Raw genomic sequence first — 20,362 nt, forward strand, 5'->3', positions numbered from 1 at the left:
TGCAAATAATTGATCATGCGCAAGTATTAATATTAGAAGACAGTAAAAATATTATGTCAACAATGTGAACTGTCACAAATTTATACATATTATTGTGATTGATATCACATCCCTTTTCATCGATGGGTATTATGCTTAGGTTGTAAGGAATGATTGGGAGAGGGTGGGATGATAATGTTTTGTTATCAATGTGAACAAACGCCAACAGGCGGATGTAAAGTAATAGGTGTTTGCGGTAAAAATGAAACAATTGCAAGTTTACAAGATACGATTGTGTTTGGATTAAAAGGAATTGCGGCTTATCGTACTCATGCTGCTCAGCTAGGATATACAGATGCATTTGTAGATGCTACAACGCAAGAAGCGTTATATATGACGTTAACAAATTCCAACTTTAATGAGCAAGAACATATTGATATGGCTATAAAAGTCGGGAAATCAGCTTTACGAGTGATGGAGTTATTAGATGAGGCACATACGAATCACTTTGGTGTTCCAGAGCCGGTTCAAATTACACAAAATCGTGTAGAAGGTAAGGCAATTGTAGTTACTGGTCATAATTTATTTGCGTTAGAAGAATTATTAAAGCAAACAGAAGGAAAAGAAATTAATATTTATACGCATTCTGAAATGTTACCAGCACACGGATATCCGCAGCTGAAAAAATATAAACATTTAAAAGGGAACATTGGTAAGGCATGGTATGATCAAAGACGTCTTTTCGAAAAATTTACTGGTGCCATTTTAGCTACAACGAACTGTGTTATGCCAATTAAAGGATCATATTTTAATCGATTCTTTTCATATGATATTGCAGGTTTAGAGGGCGTACAAAAAATTGAAAATGATGATTTTGCACCATTGATTCAAAAAGCATTAGAACTTCCAGAAGTACATATGGAATCGGATGAACAGTTAGTAACAGGGTTTCATCATAATACAGTATTATCATTATATAGGATTAAATACCCCTATTTCAAGCGGTTTGTATACTTTTTCAAAACCGCTTGCCCACAATTTGCCCACGTTATTTCAAAAATTCATCGTATTGATTTACTGCGGTTACTTCCATCGATTGTGTTACATGAAGATAAACATCTGCTGTCATGTTGATGGTGGAGTGCCCCAGACGTTCAGAAACATATTTTATATTCGCTCCACTTTGTAGCAAATGTACAGCATGAGTATGCCTGAATCCATGCAATTTAATAAATTCGAATCTACCCTTTATGCATGTTTCTTTTAAAAACACTAACGCTGTGGCTCGCAACATACAAGAGTTATCTTCGTTGGTAAATACAAAGTTATAATCCTTATAATATTTTCCATTTCTTAAAGTATTCTTAGCTTGTTCTATTTTCACCTGCTTTAAAAGTGCTAAAGTAGAATCATCTAGAGTAAGTATTCTGATACTACTTTTATTTTTAGGTGGTCCGAATTTAATAGGCTGGTTTCTTTGAGTGGTAATTAATGTTTTGTTGATAAAGACCTGTTTTTTATCAAGTTCTATATCATCCCATTGTAAAGCAAGGCATTCTCCAATTCGTAGACCAGTCCTCGACAAAAACATAAACAGAGAATAGTATTTAAAAGTAGCTTGTTCATTCAAAACATAATTCAAGAATGATTTTAATTCATCTATGTCATAACATTTAATTTCTGATCGTTTGTCGATTACTTGATGTTCTTTAATACTAATTTTGTTTGTAGGATTTTTAGTGAGAATTTCAAGTTCATAAACTGCTATTTCTAATGCATTGTGCATTGTAGCGTTAATCTGTGCTACGGTTTTCTTACTACGTGTCTTTAGAAGGTCATTTATAAATTTTTGATATTTAACACGAGTTAAATCTTTTAATTTCACATCACCAAATGCAGGTAATATGAACAATCGAATATTTTTTTCGTAATTGGTATATGTTCGTTCAGAGATATTTCCTTTTTTATAAGTATCTAACCATTCATACATATAGTCATAAAATGTTATATTATGACTGTTTACGTCCACTCCGTTTGCTAATTTTTCTTCTACTTTAGCAGCAGCTAATTGAGCTTCTTTTTTTGTTTTAAATCCACCTTTAGAGGTTTCTTTGTATTTGCCCATTTCTTTGTATCTAATCCTATATTCCCATTTGTCTTTACGTTTTCTAAAACTAGCCATCGTAGTCACTCCATTCTATTTTTAAAGAATGTTTGTTTTTTAGGTGTAAAAATATATAGCGGATTTCAAATGAATCTTTCCATTTGCTTAGGTATCCCGTAATACTGTAATAATTCTTGTTTGGTTTGTATGCAGTAATCATGGTGACTTCCATCTATAAGAAATCTTGTCGCAAAATAATTTGCTTCGGCTTCTATACGAATTTCAGAACAAAGCGATACCGTAGATAATTTAGGTGTATTTTCATTTGGATGAAAGATAGCATGCCCTAATTCGTGAAAACAGGTAAATATTTGATTTTGATATGAAAGTCGTTCGTTTATATGAATAAAATGGATACGAGATATTTTGTGATAGTATCCAAAAATATCTCCTAAGTCTTCTGTGATGATAATAATTCCTTTTTCTTCGGCAATAAGGTATGGATCTCTGGTATTGTATCGTCTAAGTAGTTCGTCTATTTTTAAATTGATTTGCTGTTTTGAGACCAACAAGATCCACTCCAATCACTCTTCGTTTCTGTATTTTTTAGGTGTAAATTTCTTTTTAGCCATTTGCTTTCCTAATCTAAGAGAATTTTCTAATGAGACAATCAATAATTGTCTAGTTTCCTCTGACATAGGTTCAGAGTCTTTAGAGAAAGCAAGAGCATCCGATTTACTCATATCTTCTATTAATTCTTCTAATTTCTTTTGTATATCTTTTTCGTCCTTTTCTGTAAGTTCCCAATACTCTTTGTTAGTTCTACCTAATAAGTAGTCAACGCTTACGTTGAAATAATCTGCTACTAGTTGAAGTTTATCAATAGCAGGTTTTTGCGTTTTCCACTTATAAAGTGAATTTTCTCCCATGTTTAGCTCCTTCGCTAAATCAGATAGTGATATTCCTTTCTTGTTCGCAAGCTCTTTAATTATGTTGAATGTAGACACATTAACCACCCTTATCAAAGCTACGAACACCTTTTATATCCGATTGGATAGAAAAGTATTGACTTTTATCCGATTGGATATTAAACTATGTTCATAAGCTAATTATTTAGCCGCGAAACCATTACAAATTAAGCCTGTATAGCACGTCCCTCAACGTTTAAAGGCAATTTAATTCGGTTTATTTAGCTATGCTCTAATTTTATCTAATTGGATAGAAATAGTCAATAGAAAGCTAAAAAATTAGCTAAATGTATAGAAGGAGGTGTGGGTATGGATAAAGCATTTGGAAAGAAAGTGAAAATATGGCTATTTGTTAATGAAATGAAACAAGGAGAATTAGCAAAGATACTTAACGTTTCTGGTCCATATCTCTCTGATATTTTACACGGTAAAAGAGAAGGGAAAAAAGTAAGAGAAAAAATAAATCGAATGTTGGAAAGCGAGGGAATTTGTAAATGACAGCAACTGTGCAAGTTGTGATTGATGAAACTTACTTACAAAAAGAAGTATCTCGTCAGGTTAATGAAAGATTGGCGGATATGGGTGTTGGTACTTGGTGGGATATGAAAAGACTTCAATATGAAACAAGTCGAAGTTATGACTGGTTAATGGAATATGTCGTTTGTGATTCCAGAGTACAAATATTTGCTAAACAAAAGAATAGTCGATGGTTATTTAAAGCGAAAGAAATGAAAGAGTTTCTTAATACATTTTATGATGAATTATAAGAAGAAATCTGGGGATTTAGCAAAAAATAATGGATTGTATAGAGAGAAGGTGAAGGGATATGAATATTGTATTATCCGCAAGTAAATTAATGAAAGCATCGGAAGTTATGAAAAGATGTGCAGAAATGAAAAAGAGTCCAGTGTTATTACTTATTACTTATTACTTATTACTTATTACTGAATTAGAAGCAAAGTGTCAGCTAAGAGAAATGAACCGTAAGGTTTTATCTCGAAGGGAGGTAAATTAATTGAAGGAAGTAACGTTGGTTTTTAAATCAGGTGATAAAGCTAATTTTACAGCTGAGGAATTCAAAACATTTAGAAACGATTTTGAGGCAATTGGAAAAGTAGTTTGGAATACTGATGGGATAAGTAAACAGTAAGCACAATGTTTAAAAGAAAGGATAGGAAAAATAATTGAATGAAATCATGAACTTATCAACTGACATCAATGTAATTACCGCGGAAATAAAAAGCTATCAACAAATCGCAGGGCAGTCGATATTCGAGATTGGGAAGCGGTTGAAACATGTTAAGGAAAATGATTTAGTGCATGGTGAGTGGATAGATTGGATAGAAAAACGTTGTAATTTCAGTCGCATGCAAGCTAATCGTTTTATTCAAGCCTACGAACAATTTCAAAATGTAACGACGTCGTTACAAACGAGTAAGATTTTTGAATTAATCCAATTACCTTTAGAAATAGATCGCCAACGATTCATCGAAGAACCACACACTATTCCTTCCACAGGAGAAGAGAAGACAGTAGACGCTATGACGGTACGTGAACTTCGGGAAGTGAAAAAGTCTCTTAAAGAAAAAGACAAGCTCCTTCAACAAGCACAAGAGAAAGCGAAACTCGCACAGCAAGAAGCAACGCAAGCTCGTAAATCCGAACAACTTACACGAAAGCAGCTAGAAGAAATTGAACAACAAGAACCACAGATTGTGGAACGAGAAGTTGTGAAAGAGGTAGAAATCGAATCCGAAAAACATATTAACATTATAAATGAATTAAGAAATGAAAATGTAGAACTCAAGGATACAGCTGATTTCTACAAACAAAAAGCGGACGCCTTATCAAAAGATGTGGATGACATACAACTCGAAGAATCTTCCATGAATTACATAGCAAACAAAAACGTCCATAATTTGATTGCCTATATGGATGAATTCCTAAGAGATGCGGTAGTTTCATCACTTATGCGTGGATCAATTGCTACTGCAAGTGATGCTACGAAAGAATTGTTGGACTCACGTATCGAAGCGTTTCAGGAGTTTATTAACGATTTAAAAATAGCGAAGACTGGTAGAAAAATTAACTAATTGGAGGATGGAACATGGAGAATATTACACAATTGCCAATCACGCTGAATGAGTCAGGAGATTTAGTCATTAAACGCACGGATGATAAAGCGCTTGAAAAGCTAATCGCCTTAGTACAAGCTCAATTTGCGAATCAAAACAACAAGTTAACAAAGATGGATCGAAGTTTAGGGAATCTTGGCGAATCCGTTGAGAGCTTCGACAGTCGCCTTACACAATCACAGTTGGAGAATGTGGCCTCTAAAATCGTAAGAGACCAACTACAGCAAGAACGCCATGCGAAGGCGAAGGAATTCGTAGGCAATAAAGTACAGCTTACAATTGAAGCAATGGAAGGTACAAAATCCGACTTGGAGCGCCATGTGCAAACCTTAATGAAGAAAGAAGTTACAGGAGTGATGCGTCATGTCACATCATATCTAAAAGCGCATCTAGGGCTGAAATCAATCGACGATATTCCGAATGGCTTAGTAGAGAAGCATAAGAAATTACTAAAAGATTTGACGTGGAAGAAACTCGATCACTTTAAGAAGAAAGGTGAGTGTTAGGACGATGGAAGAAAGTACAATGTCATTATTCATCGTAGCGTTAACGATTTGCGTGGTAATGTCACTTGCAGCTTTATTAGATAAACCAATTAAAAGGCTTTTAGAAAAATAATGAAGGGAAGGTAAAAGAGAATGACACCTGAAGAGTTGTTTGTGAAGAAAGATCATTTGGTGCTTACAGCGATTGAAAAACAATTTGGCAGCTATGAAAATGCAATTAAAGTTGCGGAAAGCAATAACATGGAGTTTGATGACTTAATCCAAGAAGGTCGAATAAAGTTATGGGAATTGTGTTTGAAATACGATTCAAGTAGAGCTATATCATTCAATACTTATGTAATCAAAACATTGAGATGGTATATAAGCGAAGTAATTCACGTTAAAGGAACGCCTTTTAAGTTAAGTCGGTATACAAGTGTTGAAGAAAGAAATCTAATTAATATTCACTCTATCGATTTAAAGCGTGAAGATGAGGAGACGAATGATTTCTTTGCAGTAGCTCCAATAAATGTGGAAGAAGACGTAATTAAATCAATTGAATTCGAGGAAACATTAAGTGTTTTAAATGAAAAAGAAAAATTTGTATTAATACGAAAATCCTATGGATATACGGATAAAGAAATAGGGTTAAAACTTTGTGTAGACCATTCAACAGTTAGCAGAATTAAAAACAAAGCTTTCGATAAGATTAATCCGAATCGTAAGAAATCAAGATTAATGATTAGCAGAAATAAAAACCACCTGCGCCAACAGGTGATCTAAGAAAATAAATTTTCAACGTTATTATAGCACGAATTTATCTCATGTAAAGGAGTGAACTGCTAATGAACATTAAAGAAGTGAGTAAAGCTGTACAAGCTATAAGAGAAGCGAAAAATGAACATGGAATTATCAGTGTTCGTGGTAGAGAAGTACATCTTACACATGAAGTATTTGAGCCATTGCTATTTGAATCTAAAACTAAACCATTAATAACACCTCGCGAATCAAAGGATTATCCGTATGAAGTGTCATTTATAAATGAAAATGTAATCTATTACTCTCTTTACGATTCAGAAAGAATGAAAAATAAAATTGGGGGTTATATTGATGAACTCATTACAACAAATTGAATTAGTGGAAGTTCATGAATTGCAAGCAGCGGAGCAACAATTTGAAATTACTGATATAAACGGTTTAAATTGGGCATTCCGTAAAATTTCAGCACTTAAAGCAAAACAAAAGGAAATCACAACATTAGCAAATGTTGAACGTGATCGTATTAACGAATGGGAACAAAACGAACTGAAACCCCTCCACAGTAGTATTTCATTCTTTGAAACTCATATTCAACGTTACCATGCAGAGCAACTTGCAGCTGATCCAAAACAGAAAACAATTAGTACACCTTACGGCAAATCAAAAACTCGTACAAGTAAGGCAGCTCCGGAACAAAGCGATAAAGAAACATTGCTTCAATACGCTATCGAAAATGAACTGGATGATTGTTTAAAAACAGAAGTTAAATGGGCTGACTTCAAAAAGAAAATCAAGATTGTGGAAATCAGCGGTGAAAAAGTAATTGTTGATGAAGATGGACAAATCGTTCCAGGGGTAATTATTAAGCCTGAATCTATTTCTTATAGTGTGGAGGTATAAATATGTTTCCTGCAAGACTTAGAGAGATAAGAAAAAAGAAAGACCTTACTCAACAGGAATTAGCAGAAAAGATTAATAAAGATAGATGTACAATTTCGAATTATGAAATTGGGGATTCTAGACCAACCATTTATGTATTAAGCGATTTAGCAACAGCTTTAGGTGTATCAACAGATCATTTATTAGGAAGAGTAGAGGTGGATTAATTGGAAATTACAAACGGTGCTGCCATTACCAAAAGTAAAAAGGCAAAAATTATTATCTATTCAAAACCAGGCAATGGTAAAACAACGGTTGCGGGGTTGTTACCAGGTAAAACATTAGTCCTGGATATTGATGGGACAAGCCAAGTTTTAGAGGGATACGAAAATGTAGATGTAGCTAAAATTGATGGTGAAAATCCACATGATAGCATTCTACAATTTTACGGAATCGCAAAAGCGAACATCGGTAAGTATGACAATATCTTTATCGATAATTTAACACATTACCAAAAGCTATGGCTTCTTAAAAAAGGTGAAAATACTAAAAGTGGTATGCCGGAATTAAAAGACTACGCTTTACTAGATAATCATCTTTTGAAATTAGTAGAAACATTTAATTCATTAGATGCAAATGTTATTTTCACAGCTTGGGAAACAACAAGAAATATTACTCATGATGATGGACAGCAATACACACAATTCATTCCGGATATTCGAGATAAGATCGTAAATCACATTATGGGAATTGTTCATGTTGTCGGTCAATTGGTTAAAAAGGCAGATGGTACAAGAGGATTTGTTTTAGAAGGTAATCAAAGTGTGTTTGCTAAGAATCATTTAGATAAACGCTTAGGGTGCATACAAAGCGAGCTGTTACATTCCGATGTTTCAGCTACATGATTATCAAAATAAATTAGTTGAGAATACAAGAAAAGCTTATATGGAAGGGTTTAAATCTCCTTGCGTTGTTGCTCCATGTGGTGCTGGTAAGTCAGTCATTATTTCAGATATCGCTAGAATGACAACGAATAACGGAAAACAAGTTTTATTTTTAGTCCACAGGAGAGAATTGATTGATCAAATTCGGAACACATTTATAAAAAATGAAGTGAATATGGACTTTGTAGAATTTGGAATGGTTCAAACAGTAGTAAGGCGATTAGATAAAACTACAAAACCTTCATTAATTATTACAGATGAATCGCATCATGGTTTAGCTGCTTCTTATCGTAAGATTTATGACTACTTCAATGACGTATTACGGCTTAGTTTTACCGCCACACCGATTCGGTTGAATGGGAGTGGATTAGGAGACATAAACGATATTCTCATTGAAGAAGTTGATGCCGGATGGCTCATTGAAAATGGTTTTTTATCTCCATACAAATATTATGCGCCAAAATTGATAGATACATCTTTACTTAAATTGAATAATCTTCATGAATTTTCAAGTAGCTCGATTGATAAAGCGATGGAAAGTAAAACGATTTACGGTGATGTGGTTGAACATTATCAAAAATTAGCATCAGGAGAGCAAGCTATATGTTATTGCCACAATATCGAATCTAGCAAAATGGTAAAACAAGAATTTTTGAATTATGGCATTGTATCAGAACATATTGATGCGAAAACACCAAAGCTAGAACGAGAAGAAGTCATTACAAAATTTCGTAATAAAGAAATCAAAGTGTTAACAAATGTGGACTTGATAGGGGAAGGTTTTGACGTACCAGACTGCTCTACAGTTATCATGCTTAGACCGACACAATCCCTTTTTCCCTCTATATTCAGCAAAGCATGCGAGGAATGAGGTACAAGCCTAATAAAACATCAATCATTATAGATCATGTAGATAATGTAAGAAGGTTTGGATTACCAGACCAAAAGAGGCATTGGAGCTTATCGAGCAAAAAAACATCATCCACTGAATCAGAAATAAAAATAAAACAATGTGGAAATTGTTTTGCGGTTTACCCATCAAGTGAAAAAAAATGTCCTGAATGTGGGTACAAACCAGAAATAAAACCTGTAACAGAATACGAAGTAGATAAAACCGCAACACTTGAAGAAATCACAAAAGAAGATATTCATATAACACTTGATTTTAGAGAACCGAAGGATTGCAAGGATATGAAAGAACTATATGAATTAGCGAATTCACGTAACTATAAACGGGGATGGGCGTACCATCAAGGGAAACTATTAGGATTTATTTAAAATAAAAAACAGAATGGAGAATGAACATGGGATTCACTTTAGATTTTAATGAGGTATTTGAAAGTAACGGACGTATCGCAGATGGTAATTATGAGGTAGTCATTAATCAATGTAATGAAGATGCTACACCAGGCGGAGCTGAGTTTATCCAATTCGATTTAATTATTCGTAATGATGTAGAACAGGCTTATAAAAATTGTCATATCTTCCATCGTGTTTGGAAAGCGAAAGATACTGGGAAATACAATATGAAAACTTTTAATACAATCGGTAAATCGTGCCAGTTACAAAATGGTAAAAGTTATAAATCATTAGAAGAATTATTGAATGACTTCAAATTAAAAACTGTAATGGTAACTGTGAAAAATGAACAATCTGAATACAACGGAAAAACATATGACAATACAAACGTGAAAAATTGGTCTCCATCAAAAGTTACAGGTCCTTTAAATCATGCTTTTAAGAGGGATAGTAAAAATCAAACGTTTTCCGAAATGCAGCAAAGTGGAATGACAATCAAGGATAAGGATCTTCCGTTCTAAGGGGGTTAAAACATGTATGGAGCAATACCAGAAGAATTACAAGAACTAAAGCAATGGTGCTGTTTTAAGTTGCAACAACGCGGAGAGAAAATGACTAAAATTCCTATAGATGCTAATACTGGAGGGTTAGGTAAATCAAACGATGAAAGCACATGGGCGACTTTTGAAGTCGCCATGGCTGCTATCAATACATTTAATTGCGATGGTGTAGGGTTTTACTTTAAACCACCGTACTTTGGAATTGATATTGATAATGTGCGTGAGGAAATTGAACGTTATCAATCAGGAGATCATGAGGACAATGTTGTATCTGAATTTATTGAAATGATGTGTAGTTATACAGAATACTCGGTGAGTGGAAATGGCATTCATATTATCGCTAAAGGTGATTTGCCTAAAGGTGGTAGACGCAAAGGGAATGTCGAAATGTACGATAGAGGGCGTTTTTTCGTAACAACAGGAAATATTGTCGGTAATTATACAAGAGTTGAAGATGATGATTATGGAAGAATAGGCTACCTCCACAATAAATATATTGCAAAAAGTGAAGTGTCCGAAAGTAATGTTTCGCATAGTACACCCCAAGGTGTAGATATTCCAGAAGCGGAAATTATTCAGATTGCTTGTAACAGTAAAAATGGAATGCGTTTCAAATTATTTATGAGTGGTGGATGGGAACAATTTTATAACTCACAATCAGAAGCGGATATGGCTTTTGCAAATGATTTAGCCTTTTGGACAAACCGTGATTTCAATAAGATGGATAGTATTTTCCGAAATTCTTCTCTTTATCGTGAAAAATGGGATAGAAAACAAAACAATTCCACATACGGTGCTGAAACATTAAATAAAGCAATTTCTGATTGTACAAACGTTTTTATTCCAAGAGAGCGTGATGAAGAATTTAACTTATATGTACTTGAAGATGATGTAAAAACAATTGAAAAGAAATTTTATAGTTACGATGATACAGGTAATGCAAAGCGATTTACAGATGCATATGGCGAGGTTATTCGATATAGCTACATCCGTAAGAATTGGTACTTTTATGACGGTAAGATATGGTTGATTGACCAACAAGGGATGATTAAAAATATCGTTGATAAAGTAATTGAAAAGATGAAAAACGAACCACTCCATGTAATTGACGGTGTAGATGAAGAAGAAGCAAGAAAAGCATTTAATAAACATTTGAAATCATCACGAGGTAGTAACGGGAAAACGAACATGATTAAAGAGAGTGAGCATTTGCTACCTATTAAGCCACATGAATTTGATAATGAAACAGATTTATTTAATGTTCAAAACGGTTACTTGGATTTACGAACAGGAAAACTACACGATCATGATAAAACTAAGTTCTTTACAAAAATATCTTCGGTTGAATATACAGACAAAATCGATTGTCCATTATGGATTGAATTTTTAAATCAAATATTCAATGGCGACCAGGAACTTATTGAATACATGCAACGGGCAGTTGGTTATTCTCTTTCTGGATCTACAGAAGAACAAATGATGTTTATTCTATATGGAAATGGCCGGAATGGTAAGTCAGTATTTTTAGATATAATTACCGAAATATTCGGAAACTACGCCACTAACATTCAACCACAAACGATTATGGTTAAACAACAAAGCTCTGGGGCAAATTCAGATATTGCTAGATTAGATGGAGCGCGTCTAGTCACTACCACAGAACCAAACGAAGGTGTGCGATTAGATGAAGGATTAGTTAAACAGCTTACAGGTGGAGATAAGGTAACTGCACGTTTCTTATATGAAAATGAATTTGATTTTATGCCACAGTTCAAATTGTGGATGGCAACAAACCATAAACCGATTATACGAGGCACTGATGATGGTATTTGGAGGCGTATGGCGATTATTCCATTCACAGTACAGATACCGAAAGAAAAGGTAGATAAGCGTTTAAAACATAAGCTAAGACGTGAATTAAAAGCAATTTTACATTGGGCTGTGGAAGGATATATAAAGTGGCGCAAAAACGGATTACCTGAACCACAAGTTATTAAGGATCAACGTGATGAGTACCGCACAGAAATGGATGCAGTAGAAGCATTTATTGAAGAATGCTGTAATCGAGGTACGAATTTAGAAGTACAAGCCAAAGACCTCTACCAAGCATATAGGGAGTGGGCGAGCGATAACGGTCAATATATGATGAGTAGTACAAAATTTGGTCGCGAAATGGGTAAGAAATTTTTAAAGTTTAAAAGTGGAACGATTCATTATAAGGGAATCGACTTATTAGAAGATTGTAAAAAGCCCTTTTTCAAATTAGGATATTGATTTTTCGGGAGAGTTTAGGAAGGTTTACGGACAGTTCTGTTAAAACTGTCCAAACTCTCAAACCCTTGATATATCTATTCTTTTATTACTTTATTTATTCTTTTTTGGATAGTTGGATAGTTGAAAGGAATAAAGAGTATATAAAAAAATTAATTTTATTATATATAAAGCTTTTGAAAAAACGGTAGTATCCGTCCAAAGTGTCCAAATGTGATTAGGAGTTGATTGTTATTAAAGAAATAGATGTGCAAAATGCTATTCGATTGGCATTGAATCCGTATGCCATTGTATTTAGGGCAAATGTGGGAACATTTAAAACAGCAGACGGTCGAACGGTATCAACCGGATTACCTAAAGGATTTAGTGATTTATTTGGTTATCGTAAATCAGATGGAAAAATCTTTTTTATTGAAGTGAAAAATGAAAAAGGCAGATTAAGACCGGATCAAAAGCATTTTATTGAAACAATGCATAAAAATGGAGCAATTGCTGGGGTTGCACGTTCACCAGAAGACGCAATTGAATTGATAAGGAATTAATAATGGACAGGAAACAAATTTACATCGATGTCTTGATACATAAAGGGATTTATAAGGAAGAAGATACAGGACGTCAGCTTTATGAGATGGATGAAAAAGAGTTATTTGAACTAATAAAAGGAGATGAAAAATAATGAAATATACAGAGCATGGAACTTATGAGGTAACTCAATTATTAGCAGAAGCGAAGGAGACAGAAGAGAATGGCAACTAAGATCATTGTTTATACGAAAAATAATTGTCCAAACTGTATGAGGGCTAAGATGTTACTTGATTCTTGTCCGGTAGAAGTAGAAATTGTGGAAAAGAATATTGAGGAAAGTATCGAGGCTTATGACGAGTGTGTAAATAAATACGAATCAAATACAGCACCAACGTTCAGAATTAACGGCAGAACGATTATGGGATTCAATGAAGGTGAAATCATGAACGTATTAGGACTGTAGGAGGGATCATTTGAAAAAAGTAACAGAAGTCCAATTAGAAAGTGAACTTAAAACGATAGATAGCGAAATCAGTAAATTAGAATATCATCTTGTGGGATTAAAAACTGAAAAAGAGAAAACAATCCAATGGTTAGAAGAGTTAAATAATCGCAAAAACAAAATAAAAAGTTACTTATAAGGAGTGGGACGGAATGAAAGAGATCCAATTAACAAAGGGAAATGTTGCTTTGGTTGATGATGAAGACTATGAAAAATTGATGCAGAATAGTTGGTGTTATCAAAGTCCAGGGTATGCAGCTAGACGTAGAAATAAAAGAATAGAACTTATGCATCGTGTGATCATGAATGCGAAAAAGGGTGAACAGGTCGACCATATAGATATGAACAGACTTAACAACCAAAAAGAAAATCTACGTATTGTAAATAACAGCCAAAACGGAATGAATAAATTGGTACAAAACAATAGTACAAGCGGATACAAGGGAGTTAGCTGGAGAAAAGAAAGAAATAAGTGGGAAGCATATATAAACAAAGATAACAAAAGGTATAAATTGGGATACTTTGAAAACAAAAACGAAGCAGCTGAAGCCTACAATAAAAAGGCGATTGAACTTCATGGTCAATACGCAACGTTAAATAAAATAGTCAAAGAGGATGATGAATAAATGAAATTGAGAGTCAAAGTAAAAAAGCTTAATAAAGATGTAGAGTTACCGAAATACGCTAGAGAATTCGATGCTGGTTTTGATCTTGTATCAGCAGAGGATGTTGTGATTTTGCCAGGAGAAACGGTAGTTATCCCTGTCGGATTGGCGTTTGAATTACCTCCTGGTTACGAAATGACTGTACGACCACGCAGCGGAATTTCAAGGAAAACAATGCTTCATGTAGCGCTTGGAACTATAGATAGCGGTTTTAGAGGTGAAGTAGGAGTTATTATGAAGAATCTCAATGCACCAATACTTTATATCCCGCAAGGAGAAGATGAATTGCATTTACGACAATGTAATTTACTCCATGATATCAACGGAGAAGGAATTCCTACTTTAGATTATCGTCCTAATGGTACTTACTGCATAAGAAAAGGCGAGCGCATCGCTCAAGGCGTCATAGCACCAGTGGTAACAGTTCATTTTGTTGAGGTGGACGAGCTATCGGAAAGTCAGAGAGGCCAAAACGGATTCGGATCTACGGGAGTAAAGTAAGACCAAATTTGAATTTTATAAGAATCGGAGAGTGAAAAAGATGCATGCATCAACTGATTTCCTATTAGCATTATCTACAAAGTTACAAGAGATTGCAGATAATACATCAGACATGGAAACATTAACGGAGCTAAGCGAGCTTATCGATAAGATTAATGAAAGTATTTAAAACCAAACAAAAGCGTTATTTTATAGCAATGTGAAAAGAGCACACAGCAAATGTGTACTCATAACAATCTAAATTATTTTAAGGACCATGATATATCATCAAGGGCTTTATAAATATAACTATACATGCGGTAAAAGAGATACTTTGGATTGTATTTTTGTTTCCATTTCATAAAACTCACCTCTCATACAAATAGTTTAATTATATTATACAGTTATTAATTTGAATGTTAAGAAAAATCGTTGAGAATTAAGGTGAATTTAAACAAAAACGCTATTTTGTAGAAAGTGAGGATGAAAATGAGACTGACAAAATCAAATTTGTTATTACAAAAATAGAAGTGGAATAACAAACATTAATTTTTAGTAGGAAGTAGGAGATGGTAAACAATGGGTAATTTAATTGATTTTTTCAGCGGCGCAGGTGGATTTAGTAATGGGTTCATCGAAGCTGGGTTTATACCAGTTAAGGCTTATGATAACAATAAACATGCTGTCGATTCATATAAGCATAACATTGGTGACCATGTAGAACAAAGAGATGTATTAACGATAGAAGCGGAAGAGTTACCTTCAGCGCCTGTTTGGACATTTGGTTTTCCTTGTCAAGACCTTAGTAACTGTGGTCGTAAGCAAGAAGGACTAATTAACGGGAAACGCTCCAGTATGTTTTTTGAAATTATGCGATTACTTAGAGAAATAGATGCGGATAAAAAACCATTATTCATCTTAGCAGAGAATGTGAATGATTTGAAACCATACCTAGGAATCGTTGAAGAAGAGTACGAACGCGCTGGATATAAAATGTTCTACACACTGTACAATTCAGCATTTTGGGGAGTCCCACAGAACCGCGAGCGTTATTTTGTAGTAGGCGTAAGAAGTGATTTTAATATAGACTTTCAATTTCCAGAACAACCAAATTTACGAACTGTAAAGATAGGCGATATATTGGAAGACAATGTTGAGGATCATTACTTTTTTACTGAAGAAAAACGCTTGCGTATTTTAGAGCAAGTTAAATTAGGAAAGGTTAGTCAATCGAAAGGGATTATATGTATTAACCCGCGTAAAGTAGACGGTTCGCAAACGTATCAGCAAGATCGAGTGTATCGTACAGATGGTATTATGGCAGCTTTAACAGCACAATTATCAGGTCGTTTAAACATTGTAGTGGATGAAGAAAAAGCGATTTATCGAAAATTAAGCGCGAGAGAATGGGCTCGTATGCAAGCGTTTCCTGATTCATACGATATGGTTGTATCTGAAGCGCAGTTTATCAAACAGATGGGTAATGCAGTAACGGTGTTGCCAGTGGTTGCGATCGCTAAAGAAATGATGAAGGCGCTTAAAAGGTTTCAAGAAGAGACTGAGGAAAAAAGAATCATAATTTAATATTTAACCAAAATCTAAAATTCGAGACGTTAGGTGAATGCTAATAAATGTGCGATTTTAGTATAAAAATTTCATTTTGTAGAAAAGGGGAATAAAAATGGCCACTTTATCACCAAACCTTAGAAAATTTTATCGTCAACAGTCAATGCTTAAAACACTTTACAAACAACGCGTCATAAGTGAAGAAGATTTTATCCGTCACCGAGAACAAGCTTTAATTCAGTCAAAAATAGAGGTAGAAGAAAGAGAATTTCCGTATATGCCAAGTTTAAAACATAAAATCAAAACTTCGTTCTAAATATTTTGGCATATTCGTTGAAATTTAATTCTTACGAAAAAACGGCTCTATATAATAAGGAAATTAAACGTTTAAATTAATTCCGAATGCAATAGGTCTTGTGGACATTAGAACGTCTAAAAACGTGTAATAACACTGTATAAAATGATTCATCGGTTTGAGGTGAAATTACAAGGGGGAAAAACGATGAAAAAGCATAAAAAACGTAAAGTTAGGAAAGCAATTGCTCGTAGAGGTAAATCAGTAGAAAAATATCGTGTTGAAACAGCATGGCGAAATATATTTGTACAAGCTGGCATCCTAAAATAAGTGAGGTGGCATACACATTGCTAGAATGGTTAAAAGACTATCAAAAGTTAGAAGATGAAATTACTTATCTAGAACATGATTTGGATAGAAGTAAGCGCGAACTAAAACGTTGGGTGTATGGTGACTTGCAAGAAGTAAGTTTAACTGCTGATTCAGAAGGAGCAAAACTTGAAGATCGTATTGCATTTCGCGAACGTGAATTAGCTAATAAAATGGATGACATGTATAAATTGAAAAGGCTAATAAGTGCATTCAAAGGATTAGAAAATAAAATTGCATATCTCAAGTATGTGGAGGGCATGACACTAGAAGAAATAGCTGAGGATTTGAGTTATAGCTCTAGTTATGTCTACAAAAAACATGCTGAAATAATTAGAAGGATAAAGTTTGTTGAAGAACTTGCACTTTACTGACACCCAGTTTTGAGTATGTTAACCCTTGTAAAAATGGATTATAGTAATAACATAAAGAATTAACGGAAGGGCAACTGAGTGTATCGGTTGTTCTTTTGTTTATAAGTAAATATTAAAATATCACGTACCGGACTATATAATTTATTTCAAAAGAAATGAAAAATGCACATGCAACGTGTGGGATAATTAATTTTGATTGTAAATTTGCATGATGCATTCTTCACCCTTCGGTAAGAAATAAGATTACTGAGTGGAAGAAGAACAAAAATCAGAAGGTAGTGGGTTTCCATGCGCAAATACTATCGTTTGTTCTTCTTCCATTCTTAATATGCGTTGTTTGTTGGTTTGTTATACCAATAAAAACGAATGCAACAAAAAAGAGACGAATGAAATCGCCTCTCTAACACATATATACAAAGAATTATACTGGGAACTGGATGTATACTATATTCTACTTTTGGTTACAGAAACCTTTTTATTATGTAAAAAAACGAGTACTGGTGACAGAGTACTCGTTTTTCGAAACAGACAGTGGACAGTATACTATTATTGTTATGGGAGTGAGTCATGAACAAATAATAGTTTGATAAGAAGGGTTTCAAGATAATATATGTACAAGGATAAAGGTTGTTACCAAAAATCTAATTAATTTTGTTTATTTTACCAAATTACAGGCATAATCGGAATAGAGAAGTATACAATGATATAGAACGTTGCCGATAATTTTTACGAGAGAGCACTTATTTGGGGGAGTGCTCTCTTTCGCATGCACACATGGAGTAGACATACATATAGTAAAGTATGGACAAACGCAATTGTCCTAATAGGTACGTTACTAAGACACATCTCTTTCTGAGAAGAGCATCCTTTGGCGTGGGTGCTCTTTTTGTTCGTAAAGGTAGACAAAAAAAGAAAAATTTATAGAATTATAGAAAAAAACATGACCATATTAAACAAAGTTCGTTCCTCCCTAAAATGAGCCCCAGAATTCTTCTCATATTCACCTCTAATAACATTTAAGTTAAGAAACCTTTAAACCAAAACAATTTCATTTAGTTTTGCAACACTGTTTGGATAATATTACATATTAAACCAAATACTTTACCTATTTTTAAAATTATCTAAATGATATTTTTAAAATAGGAATAATTACGATTTAAGGTTTTGTATTTGAAATAATCAATAAGGAGTGATCGTATATGTTAAAACAAAAAATAATGAAGGTATCCCTATGTGGTGCAATTGCTACTGGTATTGTCAGTTCTTTTGAAGTAATCAAACCTTTTCAAATAAGTGCACAAACTTTTGGAGGTCACGAGGTAATTGGTGAACATTTAGCCAAAAGACAATATAAAATTATTAATGTCAAAAGAAATCCTGACACTCCGATTGTTAAAGTGGATGAAATGACCCCTTTCGCACGAACAGTAGAGCATACCGCCAAATTTACAAATAAAAAAATTGAGACTACAACTAAACTTTTTGAAATATCTGGTGCAATTACATCTGGTAAAGATGTTCTATCAAAATTATTAATTAACCTTGGAGCTAAATATTCTCATACACGTACTCATACGCTAGATACTGCAACTGAATATGGTATGAAAATTAATGTAAAGGATCCACAACAACACACAGCTTTAGCACGTTTTATTGAAGGTAAAGTGGAAACTACAGAAGTTACATTAAAAAATGGTTATAACGAAGTGAAAAAACAAACAATAAAAACCTTTGTTCCAAAAAGAATATCTTTAGTAGTTGTACAAAGAGATTCTCTTTTAGAGAAAGAAATTCATAAATATAATCGTTTAAAAGATAAAAATAATGAGGACTATTTAAGTTTAAATTTAAACATATACAATAATGAATATAACTCTTATTTTTAAATACACGAATATTACTATTCTATAAAAGATCCTGTTGCAAGCATTTTCATTTTGTTGCAACAGGATCTTTTAATCTGAATCTCTATCTAGTCCCAAAAGGTACACTTTTTGGGAATATAATAAAAACTTTGTAATAGGAATAAACCAACCGCCTGTGAAAGGCAGTCTTTTAAGATGAAGGAAATTCAGGAAATCGGATGCTTAAGACATACATATAGTAAAACACGGACGAAATCGGTTGTCCTAATGCATTACTAAGACCTACTCCTTTATGAGAAGAGTATCTTTGGGCGTGGCTGTTCTTTTTCATATGAAAAAGTAGAGAAACGTATATGTAGTTAACAAGGTGAAGTTCATGCGGGAAATTTAAAATATTGGGTACTTAATATGCTGGAAGCAGAAATAAAAAAGCACAGCCAATTTACTTTTTGGGTTAATTGGCTGCTCTAGAATTAAGGAAAAACTACTCTACCTCTTCTCTCGGATCAAAAAAGAAGAGGTAGCATGGATTGAGTTTACTTTAACATAAAAAAGCACATACTTTAATCTCAAATATGTCCTTTGCTAAAGGTCATATTTAAGGAAAATAAGTGATGAATAAACACAAAATCAAACAAACGGAACCCCTTATTGTATGATTGTAATTCTGAGTATGAATTGCAATCATAATTTGGTTAAGATAAACAGTTCGTAAAGGTAAAGATTTAGGGAAACTTGAGTACTTTGAATCGCGTCTTACTTAAAATGTGCATACATAAAAAAGACACCAGCTAGATAGTAGCTAACTGGTGTGGAAAGCATTTAAAAATGAGTTCTTAGTTTATACAGGGTGTAAATTTTTATACTGAAAATATAAAGAAATTTAAAAAGTGTCTTTTTTTGAAAATAAGGGTTAATTATCCATAAATAAATTGAAGTCTCCAAGGAAGAATATAAAGATGGCACTCCTTTTGGTAGATAAAACCAAAAATTAATATTTATCATGTTATAGGAGTATTCCAATTAATTTATTAGGAGGTATTTAAAAATGAAAGATAAAATAAATCAAAATGACGAGGTTAATATTGTTAACCAAAAATATAAAGAAGAAATCAGTAAAGAAACATTAGCAAAAGGAATGATAGCTGGTGCTCTTGCTGTTGGTGCTGTGGGTTCTATGGAAGTATTGAAACCTTCTCAAGCAAGTGCAATGGCTATTAATATTCTTTCTCCACATGTGAAAGGTACTATTAAAAATACTATGATTAATCCTACAGGAGTGTCTACTACGTATGAAGAATCTTCGTATAGCATACATTATACGAAGTTATACGAACA

General features: G+C 33.6%; 29 protein-coding genes and 2 pseudogenes. 28 read left to right on the top strand and 3 right to left on the bottom strand.

The features are described from left to right. Nucleotides 1-174: 174 nt before the first annotated feature. Nucleotides 175-954, top strand: a pseudogene (locus tag CDB3_RS07160) (anaerobic carbon-monoxide dehydrogenase catalytic subunit); the annotation flags it as partial. A 73-nt stretch (nt 955-1,027) separates the two neighbouring features. Here the strand turns inward: CDB3_RS07160 and CDB3_RS07165 are convergent. From CDB3_RS07165 to CDB3_RS07175, 3 genes are all read right to left on the bottom strand, one after another. Beyond that, the gene (locus tag CDB3_RS07165) at nt 1,028-2,161 is read right to left on the bottom strand and encodes a site-specific integrase (protein WP_128853912.1); all 1,134 of its coding nucleotides are present in this window, start codon (nt 2,159-2,161) and stop codon (nt 1,028-1,030) included. Nucleotides 2,162-2,226: 65 nt separating this feature from the next. After that, on the bottom strand, nt 2,227-2,652 hold the full coding sequence (locus tag CDB3_RS07170; RefSeq protein WP_128853913.1) for an ImmA/IrrE family metallo-endopeptidase: 426 nt from the start codon (nt 2,650-2,652) through the stop codon (nt 2,227-2,229). Nucleotides 2,653-2,667: 15 nt separating this feature from the next. Further along, complete coding sequence (locus CDB3_RS07175; RefSeq protein WP_097807556.1) at nt 2,668-3,090, bottom strand: helix-turn-helix domain-containing protein; 423 nt, start codon at nt 3,088-3,090, stop codon at nt 2,668-2,670. A gap of 270 nt (nt 3,091-3,360) precedes the next feature. On the opposite strand from CDB3_RS07175, the gene CDB3_RS07180 reads away from it, so the two are divergent. From CDB3_RS07180 to CDB3_RS07295, 27 genes and pseudogenes are all read left to right on the top strand, one after another. Continuing rightward, the gene (locus CDB3_RS07180; protein WP_097807555.1) at nt 3,361-3,549 is read left to right on the top strand and encodes a helix-turn-helix domain-containing protein; all 189 of its coding nucleotides are present in this window, start codon (nt 3,361-3,363) and stop codon (nt 3,547-3,549) included. Continuing rightward, the gene (locus CDB3_RS07185) at nt 3,546-3,818 is read left to right on the top strand and encodes a DUF771 domain-containing protein (RefSeq protein WP_128853914.1); all 273 of its coding nucleotides are present in this window, start codon (nt 3,546-3,548) and stop codon (nt 3,816-3,818) included. Before CDB3_RS07180 ends, CDB3_RS07185 begins: the two co-directional genes overlap by 4 nt. Nucleotides 3,819-3,877: 59 nt before the next feature. After that, a complete protein-coding gene (locus CDB3_RS07190; RefSeq protein WP_128853915.1) occupies nt 3,878-4,066 on the top strand; it encodes a hypothetical protein in 189 nt (62 codons plus the stop codon). Beyond that, nucleotides 4,067-4,201: a hypothetical protein gene (locus tag CDB3_RS32185; RefSeq protein ID WP_256869666.1), complete on the top strand. Its 135-nt coding sequence runs from the start codon at nt 4,067-4,069 to the stop codon at nt 4,199-4,201. It abuts the gene before it with no gap. A gap of 34 nt (nt 4,202-4,235) precedes the next feature. Next, nucleotides 4,236-5,144, top strand: coding sequence for a DUF3102 domain-containing protein (locus CDB3_RS07195; protein WP_128853916.1), 909 nt, complete (start codon nt 4,236-4,238; stop codon nt 5,142-5,144). A gap of 14 nt (nt 5,145-5,158) precedes the next feature. Then, a complete protein-coding gene (locus CDB3_RS07200) occupies nt 5,159-5,692 on the top strand; it encodes a hypothetical protein (RefSeq protein ID WP_128853917.1) in 534 nt (177 codons plus the stop codon). Between the two features lie 132 nt (nt 5,693-5,824). Then, entirely contained in the window at nt 5,825-6,454 is a 630-nt protein-coding gene (locus tag CDB3_RS07205) for a sigma-70 family RNA polymerase sigma factor (protein WP_128853918.1), read from the top strand. 62 nt (nt 6,455-6,516) lie between these two features. After that, the gene (locus CDB3_RS07210; RefSeq protein ID WP_128853919.1) at nt 6,517-6,804 is read left to right on the top strand and encodes a hypothetical protein; all 288 of its coding nucleotides are present in this window, start codon (nt 6,517-6,519) and stop codon (nt 6,802-6,804) included. Further along, nucleotides 6,782-7,330: a host-nuclease inhibitor Gam family protein gene (locus tag CDB3_RS07215; RefSeq protein ID WP_128853920.1), complete on the top strand. Its 549-nt coding sequence runs from the start codon at nt 6,782-6,784 to the stop codon at nt 7,328-7,330. The genes CDB3_RS07210 and CDB3_RS07215 overlap by 23 nt, the downstream gene beginning before the upstream one ends. 2 nt (nt 7,331-7,332) lie before the next feature. Beyond that, nucleotides 7,333-7,536 carry a helix-turn-helix domain-containing protein gene (locus CDB3_RS07220; RefSeq protein WP_128853921.1) on the top strand — a complete coding sequence of 68 codons (204 nt, stop codon included), beginning with the start codon at nt 7,333-7,335 and terminating at the stop codon, nt 7,534-7,536. Further along, nucleotides 7,537-8,214, top strand: coding sequence for an AAA family ATPase (locus CDB3_RS07225; RefSeq protein ID WP_128853922.1), 678 nt, complete (start codon nt 7,537-7,539; stop codon nt 8,212-8,214). Beyond that, nucleotides 8,198-9,531 (top strand): annotated as a pseudogene (locus tag CDB3_RS07230) (DEAD/DEAH box helicase). Before CDB3_RS07225 ends, CDB3_RS07230 begins: the two are co-directional and overlap by 17 nt. Nucleotides 9,532-9,557: 26 nt before the next feature. Next, on the top strand, nt 9,558-10,073 hold the full coding sequence (locus tag CDB3_RS07235; RefSeq protein WP_128853923.1) for a DUF669 domain-containing protein: 516 nt from the start codon (nt 9,558-9,560) through the stop codon (nt 10,071-10,073). A 12-nt stretch (nt 10,074-10,085) separates the two neighbouring features. Further along, nucleotides 10,086-12,386: a phage/plasmid primase, P4 family gene (locus CDB3_RS07240; RefSeq protein ID WP_128853924.1), complete on the top strand. Its 2,301-nt coding sequence runs from the start codon at nt 10,086-10,088 to the stop codon at nt 12,384-12,386. Between the two features lie 221 nt (nt 12,387-12,607). Next, nucleotides 12,608-12,925 carry a VRR-NUC domain-containing protein gene (locus CDB3_RS07245; protein ID WP_372708527.1) on the top strand — a complete coding sequence of 106 codons (318 nt, stop codon included), beginning with the start codon at nt 12,608-12,610 and terminating at the stop codon, nt 12,923-12,925. 2 nt (nt 12,926-12,927) lie between these two features. Further along, complete coding sequence (gene fbpA, locus CDB3_RS07250) at nt 12,928-13,059, top strand: Fur-regulated basic protein FbpA (protein ID WP_128853925.1); 132 nt, start codon at nt 12,928-12,930, stop codon at nt 13,057-13,059. Between the two features lie 69 nt (nt 13,060-13,128). Then, nucleotides 13,129-13,371 (top strand): glutaredoxin family protein, encoded by a 243-nt coding sequence (locus CDB3_RS07255; protein ID WP_128853926.1) that lies wholly within the window; start codon nt 13,129-13,131, stop codon nt 13,369-13,371. 10 nt (nt 13,372-13,381) lie between these two features. Beyond that, nucleotides 13,382-13,549, top strand: coding sequence for a hypothetical protein (locus CDB3_RS31585; protein WP_179139675.1), 168 nt, complete (start codon nt 13,382-13,384; stop codon nt 13,547-13,549). Between the two features lie 13 nt (nt 13,550-13,562). After that, nucleotides 13,563-14,036: an AP2 domain-containing protein gene (locus CDB3_RS07260; protein WP_128853927.1), complete on the top strand. Its 474-nt coding sequence runs from the start codon at nt 13,563-13,565 to the stop codon at nt 14,034-14,036. Next, nucleotides 14,037-14,576 carry a dUTP diphosphatase gene (locus CDB3_RS07265; RefSeq protein WP_128853928.1) on the top strand — a complete coding sequence of 180 codons (540 nt, stop codon included), beginning with the start codon at nt 14,037-14,039 and terminating at the stop codon, nt 14,574-14,576. Between the two features lie 40 nt (nt 14,577-14,616). Further along, complete coding sequence (locus CDB3_RS32190) at nt 14,617-14,745, top strand: hypothetical protein (RefSeq protein ID WP_256869665.1); 129 nt, start codon at nt 14,617-14,619, stop codon at nt 14,743-14,745. Between the two features lie 389 nt (nt 14,746-15,134). After that, nucleotides 15,135-16,139: a DNA cytosine methyltransferase gene (locus CDB3_RS07270; RefSeq protein ID WP_128853929.1), complete on the top strand. Its 1,005-nt coding sequence runs from the start codon at nt 15,135-15,137 to the stop codon at nt 16,137-16,139. 97 nt (nt 16,140-16,236) lie between these two features. Next, the gene (locus CDB3_RS07275) at nt 16,237-16,437 is read left to right on the top strand and encodes a hypothetical protein (protein ID WP_128853930.1); all 201 of its coding nucleotides are present in this window, start codon (nt 16,237-16,239) and stop codon (nt 16,435-16,437) included. 186 nt (nt 16,438-16,623) lie between these two features. After that, nucleotides 16,624-16,746, top strand: a complete 123-nt coding sequence (locus CDB3_RS07280; protein WP_128853931.1) for a DUF3983 domain-containing protein — start codon at nt 16,624-16,626, stop codon at nt 16,744-16,746. A 17-nt stretch (nt 16,747-16,763) separates the two neighbouring features. Continuing rightward, nucleotides 16,764-17,159: an ECF-type sigma factor gene (locus CDB3_RS07285; protein ID WP_128853932.1), complete on the top strand. Its 396-nt coding sequence runs from the start codon at nt 16,764-16,766 to the stop codon at nt 17,157-17,159. A 1,199-nt stretch (nt 17,160-18,358) separates the two neighbouring features. Continuing rightward, nucleotides 18,359-19,045 (top strand): hypothetical protein, encoded by a 687-nt coding sequence (locus CDB3_RS07290; protein WP_128853933.1) that lies wholly within the window; start codon nt 18,359-18,361, stop codon nt 19,043-19,045. 1,027 nt (nt 19,046-20,072) lie between these two features. After that, a partial coding sequence (locus CDB3_RS07295; protein ID WP_142263475.1) for a hypothetical protein occupies nt 20,073-20,362 on the top strand: 290 nt, incomplete at its 3' end.

The sequence above is a fragment of the Bacillus sp. CDB3 genome (assembly GCF_002081505.1).
GTDB classification, from domain to species: domain Bacteria; phylum Bacillota; class Bacilli; order Bacillales; family Bacillaceae_G; genus Bacillus_A; species Bacillus_A cereus_AT.

Bases quoted from the DNA above. Each gene is read 5' to 3' on its own strand.
- CDB3_RS07165 (WP_128853912.1), bottom strand. From the start codon at position 2,161: ATGGCTAGTTTTAGAAAACGTAAAGACAAATGGGAATATAGGATTAGA.
- CDB3_RS07180 (WP_097807555.1), top strand. From the start codon at position 3,361: ATGGATAAAGCATTTGGAAAGAAAGTGAAAATATGGCTATTTGTTAAT.
- CDB3_RS07185 (WP_128853914.1), top strand. From the start codon at position 3,546: ATGACAGCAACTGTGCAAGTTGTGATTGATGAAACTTACTTACAAAAA.
- CDB3_RS07190 (WP_128853915.1), top strand. From the start codon at position 3,878: ATGAATATTGTATTATCCGCAAGTAAATTAATGAAAGCATCGGAAGTT.
- CDB3_RS07200 (WP_128853917.1), top strand. From the start codon at position 5,159: ATGGAGAATATTACACAATTGCCAATCACGCTGAATGAGTCAGGAGAT.
- CDB3_RS07205 (WP_128853918.1), top strand. From the start codon at position 5,825: ATGACACCTGAAGAGTTGTTTGTGAAGAAAGATCATTTGGTGCTTACA.
- CDB3_RS07210 (WP_128853919.1), top strand. From the start codon at position 6,517: ATGAACATTAAAGAAGTGAGTAAAGCTGTACAAGCTATAAGAGAAGCG.
- CDB3_RS07215 (WP_128853920.1), top strand. From the start codon at position 6,782: ATGAACTCATTACAACAAATTGAATTAGTGGAAGTTCATGAATTGCAA.
- CDB3_RS07220 (WP_128853921.1), top strand. From the start codon at position 7,333: ATGTTTCCTGCAAGACTTAGAGAGATAAGAAAAAAGAAAGACCTTACT.
- CDB3_RS07235 (WP_128853923.1), top strand. From the start codon at position 9,558: ATGGGATTCACTTTAGATTTTAATGAGGTATTTGAAAGTAACGGACGT.
- CDB3_RS07240 (WP_128853924.1), top strand. From the start codon at position 10,086: ATGTATGGAGCAATACCAGAAGAATTACAAGAACTAAAGCAATGGTGC.
- fbpA (WP_128853925.1), top strand. From the start codon at position 12,928: ATGGACAGGAAACAAATTTACATCGATGTCTTGATACATAAAGGGATT.
- CDB3_RS07255 (WP_128853926.1), top strand. From the start codon at position 13,129: ATGGCAACTAAGATCATTGTTTATACGAAAAATAATTGTCCAAACTGT.
- CDB3_RS07260 (WP_128853927.1), top strand. From the start codon at position 13,563: ATGAAAGAGATCCAATTAACAAAGGGAAATGTTGCTTTGGTTGATGAT.
- CDB3_RS07265 (WP_128853928.1), top strand. From the start codon at position 14,037: ATGAAATTGAGAGTCAAAGTAAAAAAGCTTAATAAAGATGTAGAGTTA.
- CDB3_RS32190 (WP_256869665.1), top strand. From the start codon at position 14,617: ATGCATGCATCAACTGATTTCCTATTAGCATTATCTACAAAGTTACAA.
- CDB3_RS07270 (WP_128853929.1), top strand. From the start codon at position 15,135: ATGGGTAATTTAATTGATTTTTTCAGCGGCGCAGGTGGATTTAGTAAT.
- CDB3_RS07275 (WP_128853930.1), top strand. From the start codon at position 16,237: ATGGCCACTTTATCACCAAACCTTAGAAAATTTTATCGTCAACAGTCA.
- CDB3_RS07280 (WP_128853931.1), top strand. From the start codon at position 16,624: ATGAAAAAGCATAAAAAACGTAAAGTTAGGAAAGCAATTGCTCGTAGA.
- CDB3_RS07290 (WP_128853933.1), top strand. From the start codon at position 18,359: ATGTTAAAACAAAAAATAATGAAGGTATCCCTATGTGGTGCAATTGCT.